22 protein-coding genes and 1 pseudogene are annotated in these 26,844 nt (G+C 70.8%); 11 read left to right on the top strand and 12 right to left on the bottom strand.

All coding sequences use genetic code 11. The features are described 5' to 3' along the window. Window positions 1–23: 23 nt before the first annotated feature. A pseudogene (locus ACFOY2_RS41560) lies at window positions 24–206 on the top strand (ribonuclease domain-containing protein); the annotation flags it as partial. A gap of 7 nt (window positions 207–213) precedes the next feature. Further along, window positions 214–582: a barstar family protein gene (locus ACFOY2_RS41555; protein WP_379533625.1), complete on the top strand. Its 369-nt coding sequence runs from the start codon at window positions 214–216 to the stop codon at window positions 580–582. Between the two features lie 72 nt (window positions 583–654). On the opposite strand, the gene ACFOY2_RS41550 is transcribed toward ACFOY2_RS41555, so the two are convergent. Next, window positions 655–924: a GNAT family N-acetyltransferase gene (locus ACFOY2_RS41550; RefSeq protein WP_379533624.1), complete on the bottom strand. Its 270-nt coding sequence runs from the start codon at window positions 922–924 to the stop codon at window positions 655–657. 115 nt (window positions 925–1,039) lie between these two features. Here ACFOY2_RS41550 and ACFOY2_RS41545 point away from each other — a divergent pair, with 115 nt between their 5' ends. Both ACFOY2_RS41545 and ACFOY2_RS41540 read left to right on the top strand, forming a co-directional pair. After that, window positions 1,040–2,155 (top strand): thioester reductase domain-containing protein, encoded by a 1,116-nt coding sequence (locus ACFOY2_RS41545; protein ID WP_379533623.1) that lies wholly within the window; start codon window positions 1,040–1,042, stop codon window positions 2,153–2,155. Window positions 2,156–2,273: 118 nt separating this feature from the next. Continuing rightward, window positions 2,274–4,103: a glycoside hydrolase family 97 protein gene (locus ACFOY2_RS41540; RefSeq protein ID WP_379533622.1), complete on the top strand. Its 1,830-nt coding sequence runs from the start codon at window positions 2,274–2,276 to the stop codon at window positions 4,101–4,103. A gap of 46 nt (window positions 4,104–4,149) precedes the next feature. Here ACFOY2_RS41540 and ACFOY2_RS41535 read toward each other — a convergent pair whose 3' ends face one another. Genes ACFOY2_RS41535 through ACFOY2_RS41525 form a run of 3 tightly spaced genes read right to left on the bottom strand, consistent with a single transcriptional unit; the run spans window position 4,150 to window position 7,095 of the window. Then, window positions 4,150–4,980 carry a carbohydrate ABC transporter permease gene (locus tag ACFOY2_RS41535; RefSeq protein WP_379533621.1) on the bottom strand — a complete coding sequence of 277 codons (831 nt, stop codon included), beginning with the start codon at window positions 4,978–4,980 and terminating at the stop codon, window positions 4,150–4,152. Beyond that, window positions 4,970–5,869 carry a carbohydrate ABC transporter permease gene (locus ACFOY2_RS41530; protein ID WP_379533751.1) on the bottom strand — a complete coding sequence of 300 codons (900 nt, stop codon included), beginning with the start codon at window positions 5,867–5,869 and terminating at the stop codon, window positions 4,970–4,972. Before ACFOY2_RS41530 ends, ACFOY2_RS41535 begins: the two co-directional genes overlap by 11 nt. Next, on the bottom strand, window positions 5,836–7,095 hold the full coding sequence (locus ACFOY2_RS41525; protein ID WP_379533620.1) for an ABC transporter substrate-binding protein: 1,260 nt from the start codon (window positions 7,093–7,095) through the stop codon (window positions 5,836–5,838). Before ACFOY2_RS41525 ends, ACFOY2_RS41530 begins: the two co-directional genes overlap by 34 nt. A 200-nt stretch (window positions 7,096–7,295) precedes the next feature. Here ACFOY2_RS41525 and ACFOY2_RS41520 point away from each other — a divergent pair, with 200 nt between their 5' ends. Continuing rightward, window positions 7,296–8,630, top strand: a complete 1,335-nt coding sequence (locus tag ACFOY2_RS41520) for a BNR-4 repeat-containing protein (RefSeq protein WP_379533619.1) — start codon at window positions 7,296–7,298, stop codon at window positions 8,628–8,630. A gap of 95 nt (window positions 8,631–8,725) precedes the next feature. Here ACFOY2_RS41520 and ACFOY2_RS41515 read toward each other — a convergent pair whose 3' ends face one another. The 3 genes from ACFOY2_RS41515 to ACFOY2_RS41505 form a co-directional block, all read right to left on the bottom strand. Next, complete coding sequence (locus tag ACFOY2_RS41515; RefSeq protein WP_379533618.1) at window positions 8,726–11,140, bottom strand: glycoside hydrolase family 95 protein; 2,415 nt, start codon at window positions 11,138–11,140, stop codon at window positions 8,726–8,728. Window positions 11,141–11,165: 25 nt separating this feature from the next. Beyond that, window positions 11,166–13,049 carry a glycoside hydrolase family 97 protein gene (locus ACFOY2_RS41510; protein ID WP_379533617.1) on the bottom strand — a complete coding sequence of 628 codons (1,884 nt, stop codon included), beginning with the start codon at window positions 13,047–13,049 and terminating at the stop codon, window positions 11,166–11,168. Between the two features lie 108 nt (window positions 13,050–13,157). Next, window positions 13,158–14,315, bottom strand: a complete 1,158-nt coding sequence (locus ACFOY2_RS41505) for an alkaline phosphatase PhoX (protein WP_379533616.1) — start codon at window positions 14,313–14,315, stop codon at window positions 13,158–13,160. A 196-nt stretch (window positions 14,316–14,511) separates the two neighbouring features. Between ACFOY2_RS41505 and ACFOY2_RS41500 the strand changes: the two genes are divergently transcribed. The 3 genes from ACFOY2_RS41500 to ACFOY2_RS41490 all read left to right on the top strand — a co-directional run bounded on the left by ACFOY2_RS41500 (window position 14,512) and on the right by ACFOY2_RS41490 (window position 16,903). Continuing rightward, window positions 14,512–15,531, top strand: a complete 1,020-nt coding sequence (locus ACFOY2_RS41500) for a hypothetical protein (RefSeq protein WP_379533615.1) — start codon at window positions 14,512–14,514, stop codon at window positions 15,529–15,531. 74 nt (window positions 15,532–15,605) lie between these two features. Beyond that, entirely contained in the window at window positions 15,606–16,580 is a 975-nt protein-coding gene (locus ACFOY2_RS41495) for a pirin family protein (protein WP_379533614.1), read from the top strand. Window positions 16,581–16,591: 11 nt separating this feature from the next. Further along, window positions 16,592–16,903 (top strand): tetratricopeptide repeat protein, encoded by a 312-nt coding sequence (locus tag ACFOY2_RS41490; RefSeq protein ID WP_379533750.1) that lies wholly within the window; start codon window positions 16,592–16,594, stop codon window positions 16,901–16,903. 238 nt (window positions 16,904–17,141) lie between these two features. Here ACFOY2_RS41490 and ACFOY2_RS41485 read toward each other — a convergent pair whose 3' ends face one another. After that, window positions 17,142–17,741 carry a class I SAM-dependent methyltransferase gene (locus tag ACFOY2_RS41485; protein WP_379533613.1) on the bottom strand — a complete coding sequence of 200 codons (600 nt, stop codon included), beginning with the start codon at window positions 17,739–17,741 and terminating at the stop codon, window positions 17,142–17,144. 12 nt (window positions 17,742–17,753) lie between these two features. Here ACFOY2_RS41485 and ACFOY2_RS41480 point away from each other — a divergent pair, with 12 nt between their 5' ends. Further along, on the top strand, window positions 17,754–18,008 hold the full coding sequence (locus tag ACFOY2_RS41480; RefSeq protein ID WP_379533612.1) for a hypothetical protein: 255 nt from the start codon (window positions 17,754–17,756) through the stop codon (window positions 18,006–18,008). A gap of 15 nt (window positions 18,009–18,023) precedes the next feature. Here ACFOY2_RS41480 and ACFOY2_RS41475 read toward each other — a convergent pair whose 3' ends face one another. Then, window positions 18,024–21,254, bottom strand: a complete 3,231-nt coding sequence (locus tag ACFOY2_RS41475; protein ID WP_379533611.1) for a glycosyl hydrolase family 95 catalytic domain-containing protein — start codon at window positions 21,252–21,254, stop codon at window positions 18,024–18,026. A 420-nt stretch (window positions 21,255–21,674) separates the two neighbouring features. On the opposite strand from ACFOY2_RS41475, the gene ACFOY2_RS41470 reads away from it, so the two are divergent. After that, window positions 21,675–22,628 (top strand): pectinesterase family protein, encoded by a 954-nt coding sequence (locus ACFOY2_RS41470; protein ID WP_379533610.1) that lies wholly within the window; start codon window positions 21,675–21,677, stop codon window positions 22,626–22,628. Between the two features lie 57 nt (window positions 22,629–22,685). Here the strand turns inward: ACFOY2_RS41470 and ACFOY2_RS41465 are convergent, their stop codons facing one another. From ACFOY2_RS41465 to ACFOY2_RS41455, 3 genes are all read right to left on the bottom strand, one after another. Then, a complete protein-coding gene (locus ACFOY2_RS41465; RefSeq protein WP_379533609.1) occupies window positions 22,686–23,891 on the bottom strand; it encodes a hypothetical protein in 1,206 nt (401 codons plus the stop codon). After that, the gene (locus tag ACFOY2_RS41460) at window positions 23,888–24,397 is read right to left on the bottom strand and encodes a SigE family RNA polymerase sigma factor (protein ID WP_379533608.1); all 510 of its coding nucleotides are present in this window, start codon (window positions 24,395–24,397) and stop codon (window positions 23,888–23,890) included. Before ACFOY2_RS41460 ends, ACFOY2_RS41465 begins: the two co-directional genes overlap by 4 nt. A 74-nt stretch (window positions 24,398–24,471) precedes the next feature. Next, the gene (locus ACFOY2_RS41455) at window positions 24,472–25,851 is read right to left on the bottom strand and encodes a DHA2 family efflux MFS transporter permease subunit (protein ID WP_379533607.1); all 1,380 of its coding nucleotides are present in this window, start codon (window positions 25,849–25,851) and stop codon (window positions 24,472–24,474) included. 120 nt (window positions 25,852–25,971) lie between these two features. On the opposite strand from ACFOY2_RS41455, the gene ACFOY2_RS41450 reads away from it, so the two are divergent. Beyond that, the gene (locus tag ACFOY2_RS41450; RefSeq protein ID WP_379533606.1) at window positions 25,972–26,763 is read left to right on the top strand and encodes a helix-turn-helix transcriptional regulator; all 792 of its coding nucleotides are present in this window, start codon (window positions 25,972–25,974) and stop codon (window positions 26,761–26,763) included. The last annotated feature ends 81 nt before the right edge of the window (window positions 26,764–26,844 follow it).

Genomic DNA, 26,844 nt, shown 5'->3' with positions numbered 1-26,844 from the left:
AGCAGCCGGACGGCAGATACAACTACACGGGCGGACAGTTCTACAACCGCGAAGGCCAGCTCCCCAGCGGCGCCACCTACAATGAGTACGACGTCTACTCCCGGGCCAGGGGCGCCGCGCGCGACGCGTACCGGATCGTCGTCAACCGCAGCACCGGCGTGGTGTGGTTCTCGCCCAACCACTACACCGACTTCTACCGCCTCTAGGACAGCAATGACCTCCGCCGCGCGTTCGCTGCCGCCCTGGCTGGCGCTGTCCACCGGCCCTGCGCCGACGGTGGTGAACGGGCGGGCCTGCCGGACTCGCGCCGCCTTCTTCGAGGAGGTGGCGCGGGCCCTGCGCCTGCCCGACTACTTCGGCCACAACTGGGACGCGCTCACCGACTCCCTGCGCGACGCCGGCGCCGTCGCCCTGGTCGTGGAGCACGCAGAAGAGCTGCTCTCCGCCGAACCGCCCGAGCAGCTCGCCCTGCTGCTGGCCGTCCTCGCCGACGCCGCCGAGGCCGGGCTGACCGTGACGCTGCACACCGACCCCGCCCACGAGGCCCCCCTCCGGGCACGCGTCACCGCCGCCCTGTCCTGAGCCCCCCACCGCGACTCAAGGCCAGGCGACCCGGCAGCGGCCGCTCGAAGCGGTTGCGCCACCCAAACGTGATCAGGGTCGCCAGGCGTCGCGACTCAGACCCATCGTGACCGCAGCCCACCATTCGCCGCCCACCCGCGACGCCTCCGGGTTGACGCTCTCACGCCGGAACCCGAGTTGTTCGTACAGCCGCATGGCGCCCACATTGCGGGCGTAAACGCCTAGGCCGACCCGCTGGACGACCGGATCGGCGAACGCCTGGACCATCGCGGCCTCCAACATGACCCGGCCGTACCCTTGCCCCCTGACCAAGGGCGACAACCCTCGGAAGCCCGATAACACTCCGTAATCGCGGGTGGAAGCCCGGACGTCGAGGCTACAGGGGGTTTCCCGGCCAAACCCCTTCAAGGGACGACCATAGGCATGGTAACTTATGGTCGTGATTCAGTCACTCAGTGTGACATCGGACGGACAACCCGCCGAGATCCTCCTCACTGGGGGAACCGGCTTCATCGGGGCCTTCCTCCTGCGCAGGCTCCTGGACAAGACGACAGCACGCGTCCACTGCCTGGCCAGGGGCGGCACGACGCAGGCGGTCACCGAGCGCCTGCACGCGGCCCAGTCCGCCTACAGCCTGGGCAGGCTCGACGAGTCGCGGGTCGTTCCGGTCCCCGGCGACCTGGCGGCACCCGGGCTGGGGCTGGCGGCGGACCTGTTCGGGGCGCTGGCCCACCGGGTCAGCACGGTGATCCACGCGGGGGCGCAGGTCAACCTCGTTCAGCCGGCCCCCGTGCTGGAGGCCGTCAACGTGGCGGGCACCGCCGAGATCGTCCGCCTGGCGGCCGAGCGCGGGGCCGCCGTCCACCTCGTCTCGACCTCGGAGGTGTTCGGCCCGGGCGACGGCGCGGTGGACGAGGACACCGTCCCAGAAGACCGTTTCCCGCCCGCGTCCGGCTACGGGCAGACCAAGCGCGCGGCCGAACTGCTCGTGCTGCGGGCGCGGCGCGACGGGCTGCCGGTGACCGTGACCCGGCTGGACCGCGTCGTCGGCGACAGCCTGACGGGGGCGTGCCAGGCAGGCGGCGACGACTTCTGGCTGCTCGTACGCTCGGCGCTGACGACCGGCGTCCTCCCCGACGCCCCGGTGAACGTCACCCCCGTCGACTTCGCCGCCGACGCCGTCCTCTGCCTCGCCGCGGCCCCCGAGACCTCCGCCTCGATCGCGCATGTCTGCCACCCGCAGCCGATCAGGATGGCGGACCTGGCGGCGGCGCTCGGCCGGCCGATCCGGGTCCTGCCTCACGACGAGTGGGCCGCCACTCTGCGCCGTCTGGGGGAACATCCTGACTGCGACCCGCTGCTGCGGCTGCTGCCGCTCATCGCCGAGCGCGTCCTGGGCGGCAGGCCGCGCTTCGAGGCCCCACGCACCACCGCCGTCCTGCGCAAGCTGGGGCTGCGCCACCCGCCGGTCAACGTCCCCCTCCTGGGCATGTACGTACGGCACCTGCGATCGACCGGCTTCCTGCCCGCCATCAGACACGACCAGCCGCTGATCACCGACATCCGGGGATGAGACCCCAGCGCGCCGACGCGGCCGACGGCGGCGGCGGAGAAGCTGGTGAATTCAATTCTTCAGGAAGTTAATTACCTTTACAATCGGTTGCAATGCCCAGCCTTTCGGGAGGCACCCGATGAACTGGTTTCTCAGCGGCACGCTGCTGGCCGGACTCCTGACCACCCCCACCACCCCCGCCGACACCTGGACGATCACCGCGGGCGGGCCCGCCGCCACCGTCCACCTCGACGATCAGGGCCGCCCCTCCGTGGCCGTGGAACGCGACGGGGCCGCCGTGCTCGACCCCAGCCCGCTCGGCGTCGTCACCGAACAGGCCGACCTCACCACCGGCCTGCGCCTGACCGGCCGCTCCAGCCGCGTGGTCGTCGAGAAGTACGCCACCACGGCGGGCAAACGTCTCAACCGCATGTCCGTGATGAGAGAGACCCGATTCCGCTTCGCCCGCGGCGACGCCCGGCTCGACCTGGTCGTCAGGGCCGCCCGCGACGGCGTCGCCTACCGCTACGAACTGCCCGGTGCGGGCGCCGTCGTCAGTGAGGCGTCGGCGTTCGCCGTTCCCGGCGGCTCGACGGCCTGGCTGGCCGGGCACCGCCGCGACTACGAGAACCCGTTCATCCAGTACGCCGACGTCCCGGCGGCCGAGTACCAGATGCCCGCGCTGTTCGAGGTCGGCCGCAGCTACCTGCTGCTGGCCGAGTCGGCGCTGGACGGCTCCTACACCGGCCCCCGCCTGGTACGGGAACAGGGCGCGTACAGGATCGGGCTCTGGGACGCGCGGGTCCCCTACGACGGCGGGCTGACCACGCCCTGGCGGGTCGTGATCACCGGCGACCTGGCGACCGTGACCGAGTCCACCCTGGTCGACGACCTCGCGCCCGGCTCCGAGATCGCCGACACCTCGTGGATCAAACCGGGCAAGGTGCTGTGGAGCTGGCTGGCCGGCGGCCGGCCCGTGCAGCAGAGCCTGGAGCGCCAGCAGGAGTTCGTCGACTACGCCGCGCGGCACCGCTGGCCGTACGTGCTGGTCGACGCGGGCTGGTACGACGACCCGGTCACCGGCGAGCGGGCCTGGACGGACCGCACGCCCGAGTTCACCTGGATCCCGCAGCTCGTCGAGTACGGCAAGGCCCGCGGGGTCGGCGTCATGGTGTGGCTGCGTTTCTCCGACTTCGACACCCGCGACAAGCGCGTCCAGCGCTTCGGGCTGCTGCGCCAGTGGGGTGTCAAGGGCGTCAAGCTGGACTTCATCGACTCCGAGGCGCAGGAGCGGCTGCGCTGGTACGACGAGACGCTGCGCGACCTGGCCGACAACCGTCTCATGGTCAACTTCCACGGCTCGACCGTGCCCAAGGGCATTAACAGGACCTGGCCGCACGTGATGACCATGGAAGGGGTGCACGGCGCGGAGAAGTCGTCGAACCTGACCACCAGCCACCTGGCGGCCCTGCCCTACACCAGGAACCAGATCGGCTCGATGGACTACACGCCGATGGCCTTCCAGCGGTCCGGCAGGCCCACCTCCGACGCGCACGAGCTGGCGCTGTCGGTGTTGTTCGAGTCGGGGCTGCAGAACCTGGCCGGTTCGCTGGACGCCTACCGGGCGCGGCCGGAGGCCGAACGTTTCCTGGACCAGGTGCCGGCGGCGTGGGAGGAGACGCGGCTGCTGTCCGGCCGCCCGGCCGACCACACGGTGCTGGCCAGGCGCTCCGGCGACCGGTGGTTCATCGGGGCCGGGGTGTCCGGTGCGGCGAGAACGCTCGACGTCCCGCTGAGCATGCTGCCGGGGCGCTGGCTGGTCGAGGTGACCAGGGACGGGGCCGGCGGCCTCGTGCGTGAACCGCACGTGGTGCGGGGTGGCACGCTCGCGGTGGACGTGGCCGCCGAGGGCGGTTTCGCCGCCGTCGCCTGCCCCTGGAAGCCCGGACTGACGACCTGCGCCCGCTGAAGCCCGGCTCCGGTGCGGCACAGTACCCGCCGCACCGGAGCCGGGCTCAGCCCTTGAGGCCCGTGGTCGAGATGCCCTCGGTGATACGACGCTGGAAGATCAGGAAGAAGCCCAGGATCGGGATCAGCGACAACACCGCCATCGCGAGCATCGGCCCCCACGAGGAGCCGCCGCTGGAGTCGAGGAAGGCCCGCAACGCCAGCGGCACGGTGTAGGTGGACACATCGCTCAGGTAGACGAGCTGGCTGAAGAAGTCGTCCCACGTCCAGATGAAGGTGAAGATGGCGGTGGTGATCAGCGCGGGCCGCGACAGCGGCAGGATGATCCGCCAGTACACCAGGAAGGGCCCGCACCCGTCGATGCGGGCCGCGTCGTCGAGCTCGCGTGGCAGCGAGCGGATGAACTGCACCATCAGGAAGATGAAGAACCCGTCCACGGCCAGGAACTTCGGCACGATCAGCGGCAGGAACGTGTCGACCCAGCCGAGGTACTTGAACAGCGTGTACTGCGGCACGATCAGCACGTGGATCGGCAGCATGATCGACATCAGCATGATGGCGAACCAGAGCTTCTTGAACCGGAAGCTCAGCCGGGCGAAGGCGTAGGCCGCCAGCGAGCACGACATCACGTTCCCCACGACGGCCGCCGCGGCGATGATGAACGAGTTGGCGAAGAACCCGCTGAAGGGCACCCCCAGCGCGGTCCAGCCGGTGGCGTAGTTGTCGCCGACCACGGTCTGCGGCACCAGTCCGGGGTCGGTGAAAATCTCGTCGCTGGGTTTGAAGGAGGAGCTGATCAGCCAGAACAGCGGATAGAGCATGACGAGCGCGCCCACCACGACCAGCAGGTGGACGGCCCAGCGTCGGCTAGTCGGCATAGTGCACCCAGTACCTCGCGGAGCGGAAGGCCAGCGCGGTGAAGGCCGCGGTGACCAGCAGGAGCACCCAGGCCAGCGCGGAGGCGTAGCCCATCCGGAAGTTCCCGAAGCCCTCCTGGTAGATGAACAGGGTGTAGAAGAGCGTGGAGTCCGCCGGTCCCCCGGTGCCGCCGCTGATGATGAAGGCGGGGGTGAACGCCTTGAAGGAGTTCACCGTCTGCAGCACCAGGTTGAAGAAGATGATCGGGCTGAGCATGGGCAGCGTGATCTGGAAGAACGCGCGTACCCGCCCGGCGCCGTCCACCGCGGCGGCGTCGTAGAGCTCGGCCGGGATCTGTTTCAGCCCGGCCAGGAAGATCAGCATGGGCGAGCCGAACTGCCAGACGTGCAGCACGATCAGGGTGTAGATCGCGTACTCCGGGGTGGAGATCCAGCTCGGCCCCACGATCCCGAAATATTGGAGGATGTCGTTGATCAGGCCGTCCGCCCCGAAGATCTGCCGCCACAGGATCGCCACGGCGACACTGCCGCCCAGCAGCGAGGGCAGGTAGTAGGCGGCGCGGTAGACGCCGCCGCCGCGTACGGGCCTGTTCAGCAACACCGCGACCAGCAGCGCGAACGCGCCGGACAGCGGCACCGACAGGACGACGTAGATGAGCGTGACCCGCACCGCGTTGACGAAGTGCGGATCCTCGGTGAGCATCCTGGCGTAGTTGTCCAGCCCCACGAAGGACGGGGTGGTGAGCAGGTCGAAGTCGGTGAACGAGAGCCCGAGCGAGGCCAGGATCGGCCCGCCCGTCAGCAGGAGCAGACCGGCGAACCAGGGCAGCAGGAACAGGTAGGCCGAACGCCCCTCTACTTGAGCACTCGTCGCGCTTCTTCGAAGAATCGGGACACCCCCTGATCGATCGTCAGCTTGCCGAAGCCGATCTGCTGGTTGATGTTGGTGAGCACCTTGCCGTGCAGCTCACCGGCGCCGAGCGGCTGCGGTGGCGGAAGCGGGCCGACCTTGTCCTTGATCGAGTCGATGTAGTCGTAGACGACCTGCTCCGGCGGCGACGCCTTGGGCTGCAGCACGGTGCGGATCGGGGCGGCGGGCGGGACGCCGCGTTCTGATCCGAGCGCGCCGGCCACGTCCGGGTCCACGAGGAGCGCGTTGACCAGGGCGACCGCGTCGTCCTTGGACTTGGTGCCGGAGCTGACGGTCAGCAACATGGAGGGTTTGTAGTACTGGCCGGGTTTGTCCCCGATCGGGAAGGCGTGGATGCCGATCTCGTCCTTGGAAAGCGAGACGTAGGCGGTGAGCTGGTTCGACCAGCCGAAGTCGATGACCGCCTTGCGGTTGGCGACCAGGCTGTTCTGCACGTCGCCCAGCGCGGTGGTCTGGACGTCCGGCGGTGTGGCGGCGCCCGCCTTGCGCAGGTCCTCCCAGAAGGTGAGCCACTCTTTGAGGTCGTTCTCGTCGTAGGCGATCTTGCCGTCGGCGGTGAAGAACATCTTGCCCCGCTCCAGCAGCCAGTTCTCCATCGCGGCGCCGTCCTGGGCGCCGTCTTCGGTGCCGAAGACGCCCTTGCCGGCGAGCTTCTTGACCAGTTCGCCGTACTCGGGCCAGGTGAAGGTGTCGGGGATCTCCACCCCGCGTTCGGCCGCCAGGGTCTTGTTGACGAACAGGGCCATGGAGTTGATGCCGAAGTTCACGCCGTACGTCTTACCGTCGATCTTGCCGCCGTTCACCACGTCGGGCTCGAAGCCGGACAGGTCCAGGCCCTTGCCGACGTACGGGCTCAGGTCGAGCAGGCTGCCGCGCCTGGCGTACTCTCCGAGGTAGGAGTAGTCCATCTGGATCACGTCGGGGGCGTTGCCGCCCGCGGTCTGCGTGGCCAGTTTCTCCCAGTAGCCGTCCCAGCCGGAGAACTGGGTCTTGATCTGGATTCCTGGTTTCTTCTTCTTGAAGGCCTCGATGGCCTTCTGGGTGGCGGTATGGCGTGCCGTGCTGCCCCACCAGGCGAACTGGAGGCCGGCACCCGAGCTTCCGCCCCCGGCGCAGCCGGCCAGCGCAAGGGTGGCCGCGGCGGCGCCGATCTGGAGGAAGCCTCGTCTGCTGAAATCAGTCATGCGGGGGTCCGTCCATCGAACCGGGCTAAATAGTTAACAGGGGACGTTAATCAGACCGTAACAGGGAGTCAACGTTTTCCGACAAACGGTTGCAGCATCGAGACCCTCGGACCTCTGGGCGGGTCTTGACCGTGATTCATGCCGGAAATACCGTCAATGGTGCCTAACACATCCGACCTATCGACGATGAGGGGCACGTTATGGATCGGCGAGACCTGCTGAAGAGCGCCGGCGTCGTGGTCGGCGGAGCGCTGGTCGGCGGCGCCTCATCCGGACAGGCCGAGGCCCGGTCCGTCGGTTTCCGGGTGATGACGGCCGCGACCGGCGTTGCGGCGAGGACCGACCGGCGGCCGGTCGCGGGCGGCGTGCACGACCCGCGTACCGGGACGACGTTCATCTCGTGGGGCGGGACGAACGAGGACAGCTATGTGCAAGCCCTGACGAACGGCGTCTGGTCGGCGCCGCTGAAGATCATCGACGGGCGCGGCGACTCCCACAACTACCCGACCATGGTGCAGGCCGACGACGGACACCTGGTGGTGGTCGTCGGGATGCACAACGGCGAGACCGTCGTCGCCAGGTCGTCACGCCCGCACACGATCGACGGCGGATGGGACGTCCGGGTGGTCGCGGAGGGGGCGGCGGCCAGCTACCCGATGCCGTTCAAGGCGGCCAACGGGCACCTGTTCGTCTTCTTCCGCGAGACCACCAGGACCCTCGTGCCCGGCACGCCGCCGGACACCCGGCCGATCCTGTACATGAGGTCCACCGACCACGGGGTCACCTGGCAGAGCTCGAAGCAGCTCACCGGGCTGCCGTACGCGCTGGGCTCGACCGACCGGCCCGACAACCTCAACGAGATCTACCTCGGGCAGCTCAGGCACCAGCGCCACCCGGAACGTGTGCACCTGGTGTGGACGCTGGCCGGCGGCGGCCCGGCCCAGCACCGGCACGACTACTACCACAAGGACATCCACTACGCCTGGTTCGACCCGAACACGCTGGCTTTCCACGCCGCCGACGGGACCGACCTGGGGCCGCAGCTCACCGACGACGAGATGGAGGGGCCCTGCAAGGTGGCGGTGACGCCGCTCGAACGCCCCGGCGACGTCGTCTCGCCCGACTACATCCAGCTCGTCGGCTGGCTGCAGAACGGACGGCCTTTCGTGGTCTGGTTCACCAGGGACGCCTCCCTGGGCTTCCACGTCTACTCCTCGGTCTGGACCCCGCGTGGCTGGCGGAGCGACGAGGTCGCCACCGGGCTGCGGGCCAGGGAGATGGAGCCGATCGGGCCGAACACGTGGCGGGTCTACACAACGGTCGACGGGCAGAGCGGCATCGCGACCCACCGGCTCGGCCACGGGCGCCGCTGGGAGCCGGAAACCGTGATCCCCACCCCCAAGCCGGTCGCGCGGATCGAGCTCATCACCGCCTTCCGCGACCCGGCCAGGATCCTGGCCACGGGCGCGTCCAGCGCGCGCGAGGTCACAGTGGCCGACGGCGACGTCTACGTGGCAGGCCTCGACCGCCACTGACCCCAGAGACCGAGCCGGCCCCGGGAGACCACCGTCATCCCGGAGCCGGCCACGGCCGGCCGCTCGCCTTGGGGCCGTCATGCTCGTGACGGCGGTCAGCTGGGTACGATCCGGTAGTTCCCGCCGGGCCGGGTCGTGAAGGTCACCGTGTCGCCGTCGGCGCGGGAGGCGACCGGCCGGCCGTGGTCGGTGGTGATCCTCGCCCCTGCGCGGAAGGCGTCGTTGCGCAGCGTGACAGAACCGCCCTTGTCGGAGGTCAGCCGCGCCTCGGACAACCGTCCTAACGCCCAGGCCAGGTCGAGGGTGTGCGCGCCGCGGGCCCGCAGGCCCGCGACGCGGCCGTCCGCCCACGCGCCGGGCAACGCCGGCAGCAGGTCGATCGTCCCGAGGTGGCTCTGCAGCAGCAGTTCGGTCATGCCGGAGGTGGCGCCGAAGTTCCCGTCGATCTGGAACGGCGGGTGCGTGTCCCACAGGTTGGCCAGCGTGCTGGTCTTGAGCTGGTCGCTCAGCAGCTTGTGCGCGCGGTCGCCGTCGAGCAGCCGCGCCCAGAAGTTGATCTTCCAGGCTTTGCTCCAGCCGGTGCCCGCGTCGGTGCGGGCGTTGAGCGAGACCTTGGCCGCCTCGGCGAGCTCCGGCGTCGTGCGCGGCGAGATCTGCCGCCCCGGGTGCACGGAGAACAGGTGGGAGACGTGCCGGTGGGTCTCCGCCGGGTCGTCGATGTCCTCCTTCCACTCCTGGAGCTGCCCCCACCGGCCGACGCGCAGACCCGGGTCCAGCTTGGCCAGGACGTCGGCGGCGGTGGCCGCCTGCCGCCCGTCACCTACGGCCTGCGCGGCCTCGCGCAGGTCGGTGAACAGCTGCCAGAGGATCTGCTGCGACATCGACGCCCCCGCCGTGGCCGGGCCGATCTCGGGGGAACGGCTCGGGATGGCGACGAGCTTGCCGTCCCTGGGGTCCCGCTGCAGGAAGTCGAGCCAGAACTCGGCGGTCTCCTTCATGATCGGGTACGCGGTCCGCTTCAGGTAGCGCTTGTCCAGCGTGTACCGGTAGTGGTCGTAGAGCTGCAGGGCCAGCCAGGCGCCCGACTCGGGGAAGAAGTAGGCCGGGTGGTCCCAGGCGCCGGTGTGGCCGAAGATGTTCGAGGCGTGGTGGGCGACCCAGCCGTCGGCCCCGTACATCTGCCTGGCGGTGACTCGGCCCGGCTCGCGCAGCCCGTCCACGTAGGTGTGCAGGGGCTCGGCCAGTTCGGCCAGGTTCGTCATCTCGGCGGGCCAGTAGTTCATCTGCACGTTGATGTTGAGGTGGTAGTCCGCCTGCCACGGCGGCGCCTCGTGGACGTTCCACAGGCCCTGGAGGTTGGCGGGCAGCGTGCCGGGGCGCGACGAGGCGATGAGCAGGTAGCGTCCGTACTGGTAGAAGAGCTGTTCCAGCGCCCTGTCGGCGGCCGGCGTCGTGCCGTATCCGGACAGCAGTTCGTCGGTGGGGGTCGCGGGCAGGCTGCCGCCCAGGTCCAGCTTCACCCTGTCGAACAGGGCGGCGTGGTCGGCGCGGTGCGCGGCCGACAGTCTGGCGTAGCCCTTGGCCGCGGCGGCGTCGACCCGCGCCGTCAGCTTGGCGTGCGGATCCTCGCCCTTGTACGTGGGGTAGTCGGGGGCGTAGTCGGTGCCCGTGCCGAGGATGAGGACCACCGAGTCGGCGCCGGTCACGGTGATCGTGCCGTCCGGGTTGTCGGTCCTGGTCCCGCCCTGGTTGAGCACCTGGAGCTGGGCCTCGTACGCCATCCCGTTGCTGCTCAGCGCCCCCTTGACGGTCAGCCGCCCGCCCTTGGCGCGGGCCGTGACCGAGCGGTCGGCCGGGACGGCGACGCGGGCGGTGAAGGTCACCCCGCGCGGCCGGTCCGCGGCGATCCTGGCGGCGACGACGCCCGCGGGCGCCGAGGCGAAGTACTCGCGGGTGTGACGCGCTCCCCCGGCCGTGAACGACACGCCCGCCACCCCGCGCGCGATGTCGAGTTGTCTGCGGTAGTCGCCGGCCTCCTCCGGCAGGCCGGGGAAGTCGAGCCGCAGGTCGCCGAAGCTCTGGTAGGCGCCGAACCTGCGCTGGCGCGGCGTGTCCGACTGGTGCCCGAGGGCAGCCAGGACGTCGTTGGGTGAGATGCCGCCCTCCGTCCAGATCCGCTGCCTGATGGCCGCCAGCGCGCCGGGCCGGGGCGCGTCCCAGTTGCCGAAGTTGTAGTCGGCGACGCCGGGGCCGCCGGTCCACAGGGTCTTGTCGTTGAACTGCAGCCGCTCGGCCCGCACGCCGCCGAACACGGTGGCGCCCATCGCCCCGTTGCCGATCGGCAGCGACCGCGCCTCCCAGCCCTCGTCCGTGTCGGGGGCCGGCTCGTCGTACCACAGCGTGTGCGGCTCGGCCGCCATGGGCTCCACCTCCGCCCGTGCATCGGGGGCCACGGTCAGCGCCGCGCCCAGCAACAGGACGACCGGCCCTGCCCAAAACCTTCTCTTCATACGTGTGCCCCTATACATCGGAGGTCTATCGGTCGCAGGTCGTGATTCCGGGGCGCCAGCGACAGGCGATGGCCGCGTACCCGCCCTCGGCGGGGACCGCCACCGACAGCCGCCCTCGGGGGCCGTCGATCACGTGGCTCTCCCGCACCAGGCCGCTCTCGCCGTCGCGCACGACCTCGACCAGCCAGCGGCCGCGCAGCACGCTCAGCGGCACCTCGATCGACCTGGAAGCACCTGAGACCCCGGCGCCGATGAACCAGCGGTCGCCGGAGCGCCTGGCCAGCACCACGTGGTCGGCCGGGCGGCCGGACAGCAGCCGCGTCTCGTCCCAGGCGGCGGGGACCTGTTCGAGGAAGCGCTCGGCCTCCGGCCTGGCCCGGTAGGACTCGACCGTGCCCGCCAGGTTCTGCAGGCCCGACTCGAACGTCACGGCCAGCCCCAGCTCGTGCGCGTCGGAGGTGGGCCGGCCCGGCCGGTGGAAGGCCATCGGCGTGTAGTCCATCGAGCCGACCACGTTCCTGGTGAAGGGCAGGGCCGTGAGGTGCGCGGTGGTCAGCGTGCGCTTCTCGGCGCCGTGCACGCCCTCCATGGTCATCACGTGCGGCCAGGTGCGCTGGACGCCCTTGGGGATGGTCGAGCCGTGGAAGTTGACCATGAGCCGGTTCGCGGCGGTGGCGGGCAGGATCTCGTCGTACCAGGCCAGCCGCTCCTGCGACTCGGCGTCCATGAAGTCGATCTTCACGCCGCGCACGCCCCAGCGGCTCAGCGTGGGCAGCCACAGGGCGCGCTCCTCCGGCGTGTCCAGGTCGCGGAAGTGCACCCACACCAGGATCTCGACGTTCTTGGCCCGCCCGTACTCGACCAGCTTCGGGATCCAGCTCGTGGCCGGCCAGTCGGGGTCGGTGACGTCCCACTGGTCCTTCAAGAAGTACCACCCGGCGTCCACGGCCACGTACGGCCACCCGCGCGCGGCGGCGTAGTCCACGAACTCCTGCTGCTTCTCCAGGCTCTGCCCGGCCTCCCTGCCGCCCGCAAGCCAGGTCCACAGCACCTGGCCCGGCTCGATCCACGAGGTGTCGCGGACCCGGGAGGCGGGCGCGAGGTCGTCTGCCAGCGTGGACTCGGTGACCTCGGCCAGGTCTCCCGCGATCAGCACCCGCCACGGCGTCTCCAGCGGTCCCTCGGCCTGGACGCGCTCGTCCCACAGCCGGACGCGGTAGGTGCCCGTGCCCTCCTCGTGCGCCAGGCGCGGCCCTGAATAGCGTCCGTCCAGGCCGGACTCGGTGATCAGGGCGTAGCCGCCGCCGGTCTCGAACAGGGCGGGCACCATGAACTCCGCCGAGGGCGCGCTTTTGGCCGTGTACTGGATGAACGGGTTCTCATAGTCGCGGCGGTGCAGCGCCAGCCAGGCGGGCGCGTCCCCTTCGAGCGTGAAAGCGGATGTCTCGCGCAGCACCGCGCCCTGGTCGCCGGGCAGCCTGTAGCGGTAGGCGACGCCGTCCCGCGCGACCCTGACGACCAGGTCGAGCCGGGCGCCGTCGGCGCCCGCCAGGGCGAAGACGGCCTCGCGCATGAGCGCCGAGCGCTTGAGCCGCTTGCCGGCCGCCGTGGTGTAGTGCTCGGCCACCGGGCGGTCCTTGCGGTGCAGCAGCCGCAGCCCCTGGGACAGGTCCGCCCGTTCCGTGATGATTCCGACGGGGCTGGGTTCGAGGACGCGGGCGCCCCGGCGGGTGACGCCGAAGGTGAGGGCGCCCGTCGCGGGGTCGAGCGCGACCTCCGCCTCGGGGCCGCCGGGGAACCCGGAGACCTTCCAGCTTCCCGCCCTGTCCGCGTGGGCGGGAAGGGCGGGCAGGAGGGAGAGTGACAGAAGGAGGACGGCGCACAGACGGATCGGCGTGGCGATCGGCACGGGAGCTCCTGGGCTCACATACATCGGATGTGTTTCCGGATCGTAACCCGTAGATCTCCGGATGGCCACCCGGCGAGATCACCTTTTCCCGCCGATCCGCCCGCCGCGTCAGGTGCGGAACGGACCCGTCACGCAGTACGTGATGCCGCCCGACGACGATCCCGAGGTGCCGCGCTGCGAGGAGAAGTACAACCGGTTGCCGGCCGGGTTGAAGGCCGGGCCGGTGATCTCGGAGGCGCTCTGGCCGTTGATCCGCAGGAACGGGGAGATCTTGTCGTCCGGGGTGATCAGGCAGATCTCCATGTTGCCGCCGTCCTCGGCGACGTACAGGTCGCCGGACGTGGAGCCGGTGACGTTGTCGACCCCGGTGAGCGGCGCGGTGCCGGGGCTGACCAGGTTGTCGTCGTAGGCGAGTTCATAGGTGTCGTCCGACAGGTTGAGCTGCCACACCCGGTTGTCGCCCTTCGTGGTGAACCAGACCGTGTCGTCGGCGTAGTGGCAGCCCTCGCCGCCGTTGAACGACTTGGAGCCGGACACCTGGCTGCGCGTGGCCGTCGGCGAGCCGTCGGGGTCGGGGACGTTCGCCCAGGTGAACGAGCCGGACGTGGCCGAGCCTGCCACCAGCACCTGCAGGGTGCCGGACGACAGGTCGCCCCACGTCGTGGGGACGAACCGGTAGAAGCGCCCGTTCGTCTCGTCCTCGGTCAGGTAGACGACCCGCCGGACCGGGTCGGCGGCGGCCGCCTCGTGCTTGAAGCGGCCCATCGCGGGCCGCTGCACGGCGGTGCCGCCGAACGGGTAGGTCTCATAGACGAAGCCCAGGCTGACCTCCTCACACGACAACCACGTGTTCCAGGGCGTCTTGCCGCCGGCGCAGTTCGTGCGGGTGCCCGACAGGATCCGGTACGCCGAGGTGACCGCGCCGCTGGCGTTGAAGCGGACGGCCGAGGCGCCGCCGCCGGGATTGATCTCAGAGTTGGAGACGTAGATCCAGCCGCTGCCGTCGGCGAAGCAGGCGCCGCCGTCAGGGGCGTTGTGCCAGGTGTAGGACGTTCCGGGGACGGCCTGGCCGGAGCGGGCGATCACCTGGCTGGTGAAGCCGGCGGGCAGCAGGATGCCGTTGGCGTCGGCGGGCTGCAGCGCGCCGTAGGGTCCTGGGGCGTTCTGGGCCGGTGCGGCCAGCGCCGCCCCCTGCCAGAGACTGCCGGAGAAGGCGACCGTGCTCGCGCCCAGTACCGAAGCGCGTAGGAAATTGCGACGTTCCATCGACGAAACCTCCTTGAGGGGGTGCGGCCTGGCCGACAGTAAGTCGGCCACGTGGACGTCCGCCTGTCAGAAAAGTTAACGTCAACAGTGCGATAAATCACATTCCGGTGGCGCTCTCGGCGAGTCTCGCGGGCTTGCGCCGACGGCGGCCGGTGGTCTGAACTTGGGGCGACAGCCGTACGACGAAGGAAGGCCGATGGCCGCCGGCCGTGTCGATATCGTCGAGCAGGGGCCGCGCCGGCGCGGCTGGGTGGGACTGGTGGTGCTGGCCGCCCTCGTGGCCGTGCCTCTCATCGTGGTCCTCACCAGCCGTGACACGCCCCGCCCCCGCCCGCGCCCGACCGTCACCCCGACGCCCGTCCGCGATGCGATCAGTGTGACGCCCAACGCCGTCTATCCGGCGGCGGACGGGACCGGCGCCACCATGACGATGCGGGTCACGTTCCCGGACGGGACGCGGGCGGAGATCGCCTACCCGGCCGACCTGAACCTGGCCTCGATGGGGGCCCGCCCGTACACCGGCGGCACGCTCACCACCGCAGGAAGGGACCCCGGCGATGAGCCTCGCGCCGGGGAGACTCCGGATCCCCGCCCTGGACAGGCCGCCGAGTCCGGTACCGGAAGAGCCGCGGTCCCCAGCGCTGGGAAGAGCGAGGAGTCTCGCGCCGGGGAGGTTGGGGCGTTTCGTTCTCTCAGCGCGCCGCTCTACGGCGAGGCGGAGATCGCCGCCGGCCGGCCGATGATCCGCCGGCTCACCGGTGACGTGACGTTGTGGCCGGGGCCTCTCGGCGCGAGCACCGGCGGTTCGGTCCTGCTGTTCGACTTCGGCGGCTGGCGGATCGCCCTGCGCGACGAACGTTCCGAGATGACCTTCGACGAGCGGCTGGCCTGGGCGGAGCACGTGCGCGGCACCCTCACCCCCGACGGTTTCCTCACGCTGTCGGCCGACGGCCCGGTGCGGCTCTCGCGGCCCGGTGAGGTCCGCGACGGCGTGCTCGTGGGGCCGCAACTGTGGCTCGGCGGCCTGAGCCGCCGCATGCTGGTGCTGGCCCCGGTCCCCGACTGCGAACGACGGGCGCCCGTCGTCCTCGACCCGCGCCACACCATCACGGGAAGCGCCTGCCGCGGCGGGTTCTACCTGGCCGCCTCGGGCGATCAGGACTTCGTGCGCGAGGCGACCTTGAACGTCCGCGTCCGCGCGCTCGGCACCTCCTGACGAGCCGGGAATGCCGGACGATGTCCCCGTGTTGTGGCGGGCAACGATTTAAGATTCAACCAAAGGGAGGGGCCATGCCCGCCATCACCGCCGACACCCTGACGCTCCCCCGCGTCGCCGTGCCCGACCCCGCCTCCGTCGCGCGGCGTCCGGTGCGGTCGGTGGCGACCGCGCCCAGCGGGTTCGAGGGCGAGGGGTTCCCGGTGCGCCGCGCGTTCGCCGGCGTGCCGCAGTCCGCGCTGGACCCGTTCATCCACATGGACCAGATGGGAGAGGTCGAGTACGCGCCCGGCGAGCCCAAGGGCACCCCTTGGCACCCGCACCGTGGTTTCGAGACCGTCACCTACATCATCGACGGCATCTTCGAGCACCAGGACTCCAACGGCGGCGGCGGCACGATCACCGACGGCGACACCCAGTGGATGACGGCGGGCTCGGGGCTGCTGCACATCGAGAAGCCCCCGGAGCACCTGGTGGTCTCGGGCGGGCTGTTCCACGGCATCCAGTTGTGGGTCAACCTGCCCCGCGCGCACAAGTTCCACCTGCCCCGCTACCAGGACATCCGCGGTCGCCAGGCGGCGCTGCTCGCCTCGGCCGACGGCGGGTCGCTGCTGCGGGTGATCGCCGGCGAACTGGACGGGCACGCGGGTCCCGGCGTCACGTTCACCCCGATCACGATGGTGCACGCGACGGTGAGCCCCGGCGCCCGGCTGGAGGTGCCGTGGAACCCCGCCTTCAACGCGCTGGCGTACGTGCTGGCCGGGCAGGGCTTCGCAGGGGATGAGCGCAGGCCCGTGCGCAAGGGGCAGCTGGCCGTCTTCGGCCAGGGCGGGGCGATCACCGTCGCCGCCGGTCAGGACCAGCCGCAGGCCGAGCCGAACCTGGAGGTGCTGCTGCTCGGCGGGCAGCCGATCAGGGAGCCGGTCGTGCACTACGGCCCCTTCGTGATGAACACCCGCGCCGAGATCGTCCAGGCGATGGAGGACTACCAGGCGGGCCGCCTGGGCGTCGCCCCCGCCGACCGTCTGCCGCACGCCGGAGAGGAGTGACCTTGAGCATCGTGACCTTGGCCGAGGAGTACGAGCGCGGCCGCCTGTTCTTCGACTCGGAGGACTACATCGGGGCGGCTCGCATCCTGGCCCCCGTGGTGGCCTCGGCGCCGGAGAACCTGGCGGCGCGGCTGCTGCTGGCCCGCGCCTACTACCACTCGGCTCAGCTCGGCCGGGCCGAGGCCGAGCTCCGGGTGATCCTGGAGCGCGACCCGGCGGAGGAGTACGCCTGCCTGCTGCTCGGCCGTACGCTGCAGCGCCGCAACCGGCCGAAGGAGGCCGAGCCGTACCTGCGGCTGCACGCCGCGATGACCGGCGGGTGACGCGCCGGGCGCCGGCCGTGAAGTGACGTCCCGGACGTCACCTCGCGGCCGGCCCGCCGGCTCACGTGCGCGGCGCGGCAGGCCGCCTTCCGGCCCGCGGACTCATGGCCGCCTTCCGGCCCGCGGACTCATGGCCGCCTTCCGGCCCGCGGACTCATGGCCGCCTTCCGGCCCGCGGACTCATGGTTACCTTCCGGCCCGCGGACTCATGGTTACCTTCCGGCCCGCGGACCCGTGGTCACCTTCCGGCCCGCGCGTTCCGGGGGCGGCGGGCGACGTAGACCACCGCGGGCGGCAGGTTGCGCCAGACCGTCCTGGTCGTCACGACCTCCTCGAACTCGCCCCGCAGCCCGTCGAGCAGCCGTCTGGCCGGGACGGCCCAGCGCGTCCAGGTGTAGGCGAACTGCGTGTACACCCCGCCGGGGGCGAGCGCGCCGGCCACCGATGCGATCAGGGGCGGCTCGCCGGCGTAGGCGACCCAGGGCAGGCCGCTGACGACGACGTCCACCGGCCCGATCCCGCGCTTGGCGAGCAGTTCGGGCAGGCGGGTGGCGTCCTCGCAGACCACCTCGACCGACGGGTACGCCCGCGCGATCCCCTCGGCGAACCTGTCGTTGAGCTCGACCACGACGTGCCTGCCCCGCCCGGCGAGCCGATGCTGGATGGCCGAGGTGAAGGCGCCCGTGCCCGCGCCGAGCTCCACGACCACCGGTTCCCCGCGCTCGGGCACGCCCACGACCATCTGCGCCGCCAGCCACGCGGAACTCGGCGCCACCGACGCCGTACGCAGGGGCGACCTGACGAACTCCCTGAGGAACCGCCCCTGATCGACTACCACTGACGCCCTCCCATGCCCATCGGCCACCGCCCAGATCCTGCCCGGTCCGGCACGACGCGCGGGCGGCCCGCAGGTGAACACCGCAAGGCGTTCACTCCCGCATGTACTACCTGCTCAAGCGGGCGCTCGGCCGGTTCCGTCCGCACGTGGACCTACCATCTCGTCGCCGACGACGGCTCGCCCTACCGCGAGCACGGCATCGACCTGTGGCGCTTCCGCGACGGGAAGATCTGCCTCAAGGACGCCTACCGCAAGACCCGCGGCTGACCCTCTTCACGGAGGTCAGAAGGCCAGCTCCCGCCAGTTCTTCACCTCCTCGGCGGTCAGCGACCTGGCGATGACGGCGGCGCGGTCCACGCCTCCGGTCAGTCGCTGGCCGCCGCCCTGGTCGGCGCCGAACCGGAGCGGGCGGGCGGTGCAGCCGGTGATGCCGTCGGAGGTGGCCTGGCCGCTCGCCTTGCGTTCGCCGTCCACGTAGACGGCGATGGCGCCGGCGCGGTCCAGGGTGACCACGAGGTCGATCCAGCGGCCCGCAGGCAGGGTGGTGTTGAGTCCGACGTTCGCGCCTGCGCCGATGAAGCGCAGGGTGTTGCCCGGGGTGACGTCGATGAGGACGCCGTCGGTGCCGGGGTCGCCGGACGGCTGCGCGTCGAAGAGCCGGCGGTAGCCGCTGCCCGCGATCTTGACCTCGGCCGCGAACGTGGCCTCGCGCACGAGGCCGAGCGCGGTGTCCGCGGTGGTCAGGTAGGTGTCGCCGTCGAGTGTCAGGCCGCTCCCCGACGGGGCGGTGGCGTCGTAGGCGGCGTTGCCGCCGGTGACGGTGGCCGCGCGCCCGTTTCCCGAGGAGTCGGCGACGGTGCCGCCCTCCTTCGGGTCCCAGGCGACCAGCACCGAGCCGGGCGCGGGCGGGGCGCAGGGCTCCAGGGCGAGCACGGACGTGGACGCGCCCTTCCAGGAGTCCCCGGCGACCGCGGCGGCCAGCACCGCGCGGCGCGAGCCGTCGGCCGGTCCCGGCGTGACGGTGAAGGCGGCGGTACGCGACCCGCCGGGCGCCACGCCCGCCAGGTGACGGGTGGCCGGCTGGACGGTCCAGCCCTTCGGCACGGTGGGCCTCACGTCGGAGGCGGGCACCGAGCGGCGGCGGGTGGCGGTGACCGTGACCTGTGCCTCGAAGGGTGTTCCCGGCCTGACCGAGGCGGGCGTCCGCATGGCGACGGCCGCCTCGTTCTGGATCGTGTACGCCTTGCCCGCGCGGGCGCTCCAGCTCAGCGTGTCGCCGTCGCGGCGCGGGGCGACCTCATGCCCCTGCTCGTCGAAGACCCGGTAGCGGCCGGCGACGAACGGCGATCCGACCTTGATGGGCCCGGTCCTGCCCGGCCGCACGGTGACGGTGTCGGGGGCGCCGTCCTTCCAGGTGGCGTCCACGGTGACGTCGCCGCGGGCGCGCAGGCCCGACACCGAGCCGTCCCGCCAGGCGGACGGCAGCGCGGGCAGCACGCGGACCACGTCGTGCTGGCTCTGCACCAGCATCTCGGCGATGCCGGAGGTGGCGCCGAAGTTGCCGTCGATCTGGAACGGCGGGTGGGTGTCCCACAGGTTGTCCAGCGTGGAGCTCTTGAGCTGCTCGGCGAGCATCTTGTGGGCGTGGTCGCCGTCCAGCAGCCGCGCCCAGAAGTTGATTTTCCAGGCTTTGGACCAGCCGGTGCCGCCGTCGCCGCGCGCGGTCAGCGAGACCTTGGCCGCCTCCGCCTCGGGTGCGCCGGGGGCGATCTGGTTGCCCGGGTGCAGGGCGTACAGGTGGGAGACGTGCCGGTGGGTGTCGGTCGTGGAGTCCCAGTCGCTCTTCCACTCCTGGAGCTGGCCCCACGAGCCGATCCGCAGGCCAGGGTCCAGCTTGGCCAGGGCCGCGCGGACCTCGGCTCGGAACGCCTCGTCCACGTTCAGCCGTTCGGCCGCCGCCAGCGCGTTGGTGAACACCTCGCGGACGATCTGCTGCGACATCGACGCGCCCGCCGAGAAGTCGCCGTGCTCGGGCGAGTAGCTCGGGGACACGACGAGCTTGCCGTCACGCGGGTCGGTGTGCAGGAAGTCCAGCCAGAACTCCGCCGCGCCCTTGATCACCGGGTAGGCGGTGTCGCGCAGGTAGCCGACGTCGCCGGAGAAGCGGTAGCTGTCGTAGAGGTGCTGGGTGGTCCAGGCGGCGGCTTCGGGGAACCAGAAGGAGCTGGCGTAGTTGTGCACGCCGGTGAAGCCGAAGGGGTTGGTCTCGTTGTTGACGACCCAGCCTCGGGCGCCGTACATGTCCTGTGCGGTCTTGCGGCCCGGCGCGACCAGCGCCGAGATGTAGCGGTCGTAGGGCTTCGTGGTCTCGTGCAGGTTGGTCTGCTCGGCGAGCCAGTAGTTCATCTGCAGGTTGATGTTGACGTGGTAGTCGGCCGACCAGGGCGGACTGGTCGAGTTGTTCCACACGCCCTGCAGGTTGGCGGGCAGCAGGTCGTTCTCCCGCGAGGAGGAGATCAGCAGGTAGCGGCCGTAGGCGAAGAACAGCGCCTCCAGCGCCCGGTCGTCGGGGGAGGCGCCGCCGGTGTAGTTCTTGCGCAACTGGTCGGTGGGGATGCGCGGGGCCGTCTGGCCGAGGTCGAGCCGGACCCGGTCGAACAGCTTGCGGTGGTCGGCGACGTGCGCGGCCTTGAGCCGGTCGTAGCTCTGCGCGGCGGCGGCGTCCACGGCCGCGGTGACCTTGGCGTGCGGGTCCTGGCCGCGATAGGACGGGTAGGCGTCGGCGTAGTCGGTCCCGGCCGACAACACCAGCACGGCGCTGTCGGCGCCGGTGACGACGATCCTGTCTCCGGCGTCGGTACGCGTGCCGCCCTGGGTGATCACCTGGACCTGGGCCTCGAACGTCATCTTGTTGTCGTTCAGCCGGCCCCGGATGGTGAGCCGGCCGCCGGCGGCCGTGACCGTCTTGTCGTCGCGCGGCGAGGTGTGGCGCAGCGTGAACGACACCTTGCCGGCCTGGTCGGCCGAGAGCCGGCCGACGATCACGTTGCCGGGGTTGCTCGCGAAGTACTCGCGTGTGTGACGCACGCCGTCGGCGGTGTAGCCGACGCGGGCCACGGCCTCGCGCAGGCTCAGCTCGCGCCGGTAGTCGACGGGATTCGCCGGCGCCATGTCCAGGAACAGCTCGCCCATGGTCTGGTAGGCGCCGAAGCCCGTCTTGGGCTGGCCCAGCTTGGCCGCCACGTCGTTGGGGGCCATCTTGCCGTCGCGGTCGATCTGCCGCTGGACCTCGGCGACGGCGTCCGGCCGCGGGGTGTTCCAGTTGCCGTGGTCGTAGCCGGGCGAGCCAGGACCGCCGGTCCACAGGGTCTTCTCGTTGAACTGGATCTGCTCGGACGCCACGCCGCCGAAGACCATCGCGCCCAGTGGGCCGTTGCCGATGGGCAGGGCCTGGGTCTCCCAGTCGGTGGCGGGCTTGTCGCACCAAAGTGTCAGGTCATCGGGTGTCTGCACCGCACTTACTCCCGGTTCGGGCTCCGCCTGCGCCGGAGCGGGCGCCGCCATCGGCCAGATCGCCAGTGACAACACGGCCACCATGGCGACGGCGAAGAGTGGACGTGGGGGGTGTATCACTCGGTCCTCCGATCACTTCGGAACCTCCTTAGGGAGATAACACCGAAATCAACCGGCAACAAGTGCGCCGCCCCGAGCCTGCCGCACCCGCTCACGAGACCGGCGGCTCGACCAGCCGCCACCGGAGAAACTTTCAGACCGATGACCCGCCGAATCTCGAAATTTTCGAGCCAGGACACCGTGTCGGCAGGGAGTGAGGCGACCGGCCGCCGCACACGTTTGTTTCATGGATTGACGCAATCAGAAACGCGGTCGTAACCTCACCCTGCCAACGGCCAGGCACGAAAGGATGCGAACCACATGAACCCGCTCTTAGCGGCCGCCGCCGCGCTCGTGATGACGGCCGCCACACCCATCGCCCCCTCGACCGCCGCCATCCCCACCGTCGCCTCCGACGGGACCGGGCTCTACCGGACGGTTCAGGCCGCCATCGACGCCGTGCCGTCCACCAACACCGGCCGCGTGGTGATCACTATCAAGCAGGGCAACTACCGCGAGATCGTGAACCTCAACAAGCCGTACGTGACACTGCAGGGCCTGGGCGCCTCCCCGTCGGAGACCGTCATCGTGAACAACCGCTCGGCCTACACCCACGGCACGTCCGGCAGCTACACCGCCATGATCTCGGCCCGCGACGCCGTCGCCACCAACCTGACGGTCTCCAACGACCTCGACGAGAGCACCATCCCAAGCGGCCACCAGGCGGTCGCCCTGCGACTGGACGGCGACCGCACCACGCTGACGAACGTCCGCGTGCTCGGCGACCAGGACACCTTCCTCGTCAGCGACTCGGCCCGCGCCTACGTCAAGAACTCCTACGTCGAGGGCACCGTCGACTTCATCTTCGGCGGCGGCACGATCGTCTTCCACAGTTGCGACATCTACGAAAAGCGCAGCACCGGCGGCCCCATCACCGCGGCCAGCACCGCGGCGGCCAAGACGTACGGCTTCCTGTTCTACAAGTCGCGCATCTCCGGCGCCACGAACAACGTGACCACGCTGGGCCGGCCATGGCGCCCCGACGCGCAGGTGCTGTACCGGGAGTCGACGCTGAACGCGACGGTCGCCGGCGCGCAACCGTGGACGGACATGTCATCGAACTCCTGGAAGAACGCCCGCTTCTCCGAATTCCGGAACAACGGCGCCGGCGCGGCCGTCAACGGCAACCGGCCGCAGCTCAGCACCGCGCAGGCGGCGACCTACACGCCGCAGAAATACCTGGCGGGCGGCGACGGCTGGAACCCGGCCGGCTGACTCGACGACCGCTCCCGCGCCGCGATCTCCGCCACGGGAGCGGTCGTCACGGCGGGGTCAGCGCATCTTGGCCAGGTCGATCACGTACAGGTCGTCCCCGAGCGGGTAGCTGAGGATCCTGCCGGTCGGCTCCGTGGACGGCAGGCTGAAGAAGGACACGCCTTGTTCGCGGCCTTCTCCGCGGAGGCCCAGGTCACCCGATTTACCGGTTTCCAGGTCGTAAAGTCCCACGCCCATGGAAGCGATGTCGCCATACGTCGAGACGTAGAAGCGGTCCTGCGTCGGCGGCCTCAGACCAGGCGTGTCGCCGGGCACGCTCTTCTGGGACGAGCCGTCCCGGTGCCGGAACAGGGTCTCACCCTCCGAGGTCTGGCCCAGGCAGATGGTCACGCCGCAAATGCGGAACTTCTCGCCAGGGTGGACGACCGCCGTTCTCGTCTCCCCCGTCTCCACGTTCCTGATGTTCTCGAACAGCAGGCCCTTGCGCTCGCCGCCCATTCCGGGCGCGCCGATCCACGGCCATTCCAGCACGTGCATCCCGGTGCCCCCGCTGACCGGCTCCACGGTGCCGTCCGCCATGGGGACCTCGAAGACCCCGCCCGTATATACGGAGAACACGATCTTGTCGTCGACCACTTCGAGCTGGTCGATGGCGCTGCCGTCGTCGCTCGGCGCCAGGCGGTGGTCGGCGACGCGCTTGGGCGTCCCGCCCGTCAGCGGCACCGTCCACAGATGTGCGACGGAGTCCTTGCTGCTCCACCAGGCCACGCGACCGTTCCCCACGGCGAAGCCGTTGGCGAAGCCATACGTGTCCGCCGACTGCGACACGGTGGCGATCTCGCGTTGCGTGCCGGCGTCGAGATCGTAGGCATACAGGATGCCCGCTGTGCCGGCTTTCGTCGAAGTCTCCATCAGCAACGTGCGATCGTCGATCAATGCGGTCACATGCCAGGGCGCGCCGCCCGGCGCCTTCGCCGGGAGCTTGCGCACCGCCTGCGGCCAGACCTCCGTCACGCGCGCGGCCGGCGTCTCGGCGACCTGGGCCGTCGCGGGCACGACCGTGATGGTGTCACCGCCCCGCACCACCGCCACGCCCCCGCCCGCGACCAGGACGACCGCCGCGGCGGCCAGCGCCATCCTGCCCCGCCGCCGTCTGCGCAGGTGGATGCCTTCCAGCCGTGAGGGCAGCAGGCCGGGCATCCTGGGCGCGTGCTCGGCAGCCTGGCCGAGCGTCCTGCTCAGGGTCTGCTCAACCTCGTTCATCCTACGTTCCCCCTGGTCATCGTTGGCTGGTCGGCGCTCGTGACGGTGCCGCGGAGCTTGTCCAGCGCGCGGGCGGCCTGACTGCGCACGGTCCCGCGCGAGATGCCGAGCACGGCGGCGATCTCGGCGTCGTCGAGTTGCTCGTAGTAACGCAGCACCAGCACCGCGCGCTGTTTGCGGGGCAACCCCGCCAGCGCCTGCCACATCCTGCGCTCGTCGCCGCTGGGCAGCAGGTCGTGGTGCTCGCGCTCCGGTAGGTCCCAGGCGAGCAGTTCGCGTCTGCGTAACCGCCAGGTGGCGATGTGCAGCCGGGCCATCGTGGTCCGGACGTAGCTCTCCGGGTTCTCCTTGAGGCGCAGCCGGGGCCAGGCACCGCGCAGCTTCAGCAGCGCCTCCTGGGCCAGGTCGGCCGCGTCATGCGCGTTGCCGGCCAGCACGTAGCCGTAGCGCAGCAGAGCGTCGCCGCGTTCGGCGACGAACTCCGTGAAACGGGGATCTGCTTCCAACAACTCTTGCCCTTCGTCGTTCCTTCACCTCCCTGAGGAGCCAGGCGCGGAAACTGTTGCATGCCCGGACGACGCTATGCGGCTGAGCGGTCGTTCCTGAGGAGGGCGGCGATGAGAACGGCGCCGAGCGCGATCAGGGCGGCGGCCACGGTGAGCGCGAAGGAGTAGCCCGCGGCGCCGCCTCCGCGCCAGGCGGCCAGCGTGACCAGCAGCGCCACCCCCACCGACCCGCCGACCTGCTGCATCGAGGTGAACAGCGCCGAGCCGAGCCCCGCGTCCTCCCCCGTGGTGCCCGCGACCGCCGCTGTGGCCAGCACCGGCAGGCACATGCCGGAGCCCAGGCTCGTGACCAGCAGCCCCGGCAGCACCGCCGCCGCGTAGTGCCCGCCGGGCGCGATGCCGGACAGCAGGACGAACCCCGCCACACAGACCAGGAACGACAACACCAGCGCCCAGCGCATCCCGATCCTGGCCAGCACACGGGTGGACAGCCACATGCCGGTCAGGATCCCGGCCCCGTACGGCAGGTAGGCGAGACCGGCGATCAGCGGATCGTAGCCGAGCACGGTCTGCAGGTGGATCATCAGCAGGAAGGACATCGCGTAGGCGGCCGCGGAGAAGAGCAGGCTCGCGACGTTGGCGACGGCGCGCGTCCTGAAGGTCAGGAATGCTATCGGCACCAGCGGCTCGGCCACCCGCGACTCCACCACGAGGAACACGGCGATGAGCACGGCGGCCAGCACCAGGGCGACGATGACGGACATGTCGCCCCAGCCCGACTCCCCCACCTGGAGCAGCCCGTAGACCAGGCTCACCACGGCGGCGGTGCCGAGCACGGCGCCTCCCACGTCCGGCCGCGTCCGGCGGGCGGCCCGGCTCTCGGGCACCAGGCCGGGCAGCAGCATGATGGCCGCGGCGACCACGGGCAGGTTGATGAGGAAGATCCAGCGCCAGGACGTGAGGTCGGTCAGCACGCCGGAGATCACCAGCCCCATCGTGCCGCCCAGCCCGGCCATGCCGCCCCAGATGCCGAGCGCCCTGGCCCGCTCCTGCGGCCCGGGGAACAGCAGGGTGATGAGGGAGAGTGAGGCCGGACTGGCCATGGCCGCGCCCGCGCCCTGCGCGAACCGCCCGGCCACGAGCTGCCAGGGCTCCTGGGCGATGCCGCTGACCAGGCTGGCCAGCCCGAACAGCGCGACACCTGCGAGGAAGACGCGGCGCCGGCCCAGCAGGTCCGCCATCCGGCCGAACAGCAAGAGCAGCCCGCCGAAGGCGAGGAAGTAGGCGTTCACCACCCAGGCCAGGCCGGAGGCGCTGAAGCCGAGCTCGTTCCTGATGCTGGGCAGGGCCACGTTCACCACTGTGTCGTCCAGCACCAGCATGAACTGCACGAAGCAGAGCACGACCAGCGCCGATCGGCGGCGGGTGGCTGCGGGGCCGAGAGTCGAGGTCATGCCGGGCATCCCGGCGAAAAGTGATCAATCTGCACCCGACGACGCTAAGCGTCAGCCCAGGCTGGCCACAATTCGCGATGAGGCCACGTTATGTCGTATTGAGGACATACGCTTGGAGGCATGATCGAGGCCGTCGATTGTGCTGCCGAATGCTCCGCCCCCGCCGGGCCGGGCGCCATCGTCGTCGGGCGCTTCCCGCTGTCGTCGGGCCAGTGGATCGCCCCGCACTCCCATCCACAACACCACCAGCTCGCCTGGACGCGCCGCGGTGTCCTCGGCGTCGCGGTCGGGGACGCGTACTGGGTGATCCCGCCGACCCGGGCCTTGTGGCTGCCGGCGGGCGTCGTCCACAAGACCGGCGCGACCCGCGACGCCGTGCTGTGCAGCCTCTACATCACAGCGGACCGATGCGCGCTCGACTGGACCGAGCCCACGCCGGTGGCCGTGGACGGCCTGCTCGCCCATCTGATCGCCTACCTCTCCGACGACGAGTTGGCCGACGACGCCCGGCTCCGCGCGGAAGCCGTCGTCCTGGACCTGCTGCGTCCCCTGCCCGCCAGCCCCATCGACGTGCCGCACGCGGTGGACGAGCGCGTGCGCACCGTCGCCGACGCCCTGCTCGCCGACCCCGCCGACCCGCGCGGCCTCGACGCCCACGCCCGCTCCATCGGGGTCAGCAGGCGCACGCTGACGCGGCTGTTCGTGCGGGACACGGGCATGAGTTTCGACCGCTGGCGCACCCACGTGCGCCTTCAGGCCGCCCTCCCGCTGCTCGCCGAGGGGCAGCCGGTGTCGCGGGTGGCCCATGCCGTCGGGTACGCCACGCCGAGCGCGTTCCTGGCCGCCTTCCGCCGCACGGTCGGCACCTCGCCCGGTCGCTACCTCAACGGCGAAGTGGCCGAAGGCGGTTGATCGCCTCCGGCCACTTTCCCGCGTCTACTTGAAGGTGCGCAGGCGCAGGCTGTTGCTGACCACGAACACGCTCGAGAACGC

Source organism: Nonomuraea purpurea, from assembly GCF_042650645.1.
In the GTDB taxonomy this organism is placed as follows: domain Bacteria; phylum Actinomycetota; class Actinomycetes; order Streptosporangiales; family Streptosporangiaceae; genus Nonomuraea; species Nonomuraea purpurea.
This window is presented reverse-complemented; position numbering and strand designations above follow the sequence as displayed.

Excerpts from the sequence above, each read along its gene's own strand:
- ACFOY2_RS41555 (WP_379533625.1), top strand. The coding sequence starts at position 214 with ATGACCTCCGCCGCGCGTTCGCTGCCGCCCTGGCTGGCGCTGTCCACC.
- ACFOY2_RS41540 (WP_379533622.1), top strand. The coding sequence starts at position 2,274 with ATGAACTGGTTTCTCAGCGGCACGCTGCTGGCCGGACTCCTGACCACC.
- ACFOY2_RS41535 (WP_379533621.1), bottom strand. The coding sequence starts at position 4,980 with ATGCCGACTAGCCGACGCTGGGCCGTCCACCTGCTGGTCGTGGTGGGC.
- ACFOY2_RS41525 (WP_379533620.1), bottom strand. The coding sequence starts at position 7,095 with ATGACTGATTTCAGCAGACGAGGCTTCCTCCAGATCGGCGCCGCCGCG.
- ACFOY2_RS41520 (WP_379533619.1), top strand. The coding sequence starts at position 7,296 with ATGGATCGGCGAGACCTGCTGAAGAGCGCCGGCGTCGTGGTCGGCGGA.
- ACFOY2_RS41515 (WP_379533618.1), bottom strand. The coding sequence starts at position 11,140 with ATGAAGAGAAGGTTTTGGGCAGGGCCGGTCGTCCTGTTGCTGGGCGCG.
- ACFOY2_RS41505 (WP_379533616.1), bottom strand. The coding sequence starts at position 14,315 with ATGGAACGTCGCAATTTCCTACGCGCTTCGGTACTGGGCGCGAGCACG.
- ACFOY2_RS41500 (WP_379533615.1), top strand. The coding sequence starts at position 14,512 with ATGGCCGCCGGCCGTGTCGATATCGTCGAGCAGGGGCCGCGCCGGCGC.
- ACFOY2_RS41495 (WP_379533614.1), top strand. The coding sequence starts at position 15,606 with ATGCCCGCCATCACCGCCGACACCCTGACGCTCCCCCGCGTCGCCGTG.
- ACFOY2_RS41480 (WP_379533612.1), top strand. The coding sequence starts at position 17,754 with ATGCCCATCGGCCACCGCCCAGATCCTGCCCGGTCCGGCACGACGCGC.
- ACFOY2_RS41470 (WP_379533610.1), top strand. The coding sequence starts at position 21,675 with ATGAACCCGCTCTTAGCGGCCGCCGCCGCGCTCGTGATGACGGCCGCC.
- ACFOY2_RS41465 (WP_379533609.1), bottom strand. The coding sequence starts at position 23,891 with ATGAACGAGGTTGAGCAGACCCTGAGCAGGACGCTCGGCCAGGCTGCC.
- ACFOY2_RS41455 (WP_379533607.1), bottom strand. The coding sequence starts at position 25,851 with ATGACCTCGACTCTCGGCCCCGCAGCCACCCGCCGCCGATCGGCGCTG.
- ACFOY2_RS41450 (WP_379533606.1), top strand. The coding sequence starts at position 25,972 with ATGATCGAGGCCGTCGATTGTGCTGCCGAATGCTCCGCCCCCGCCGGG.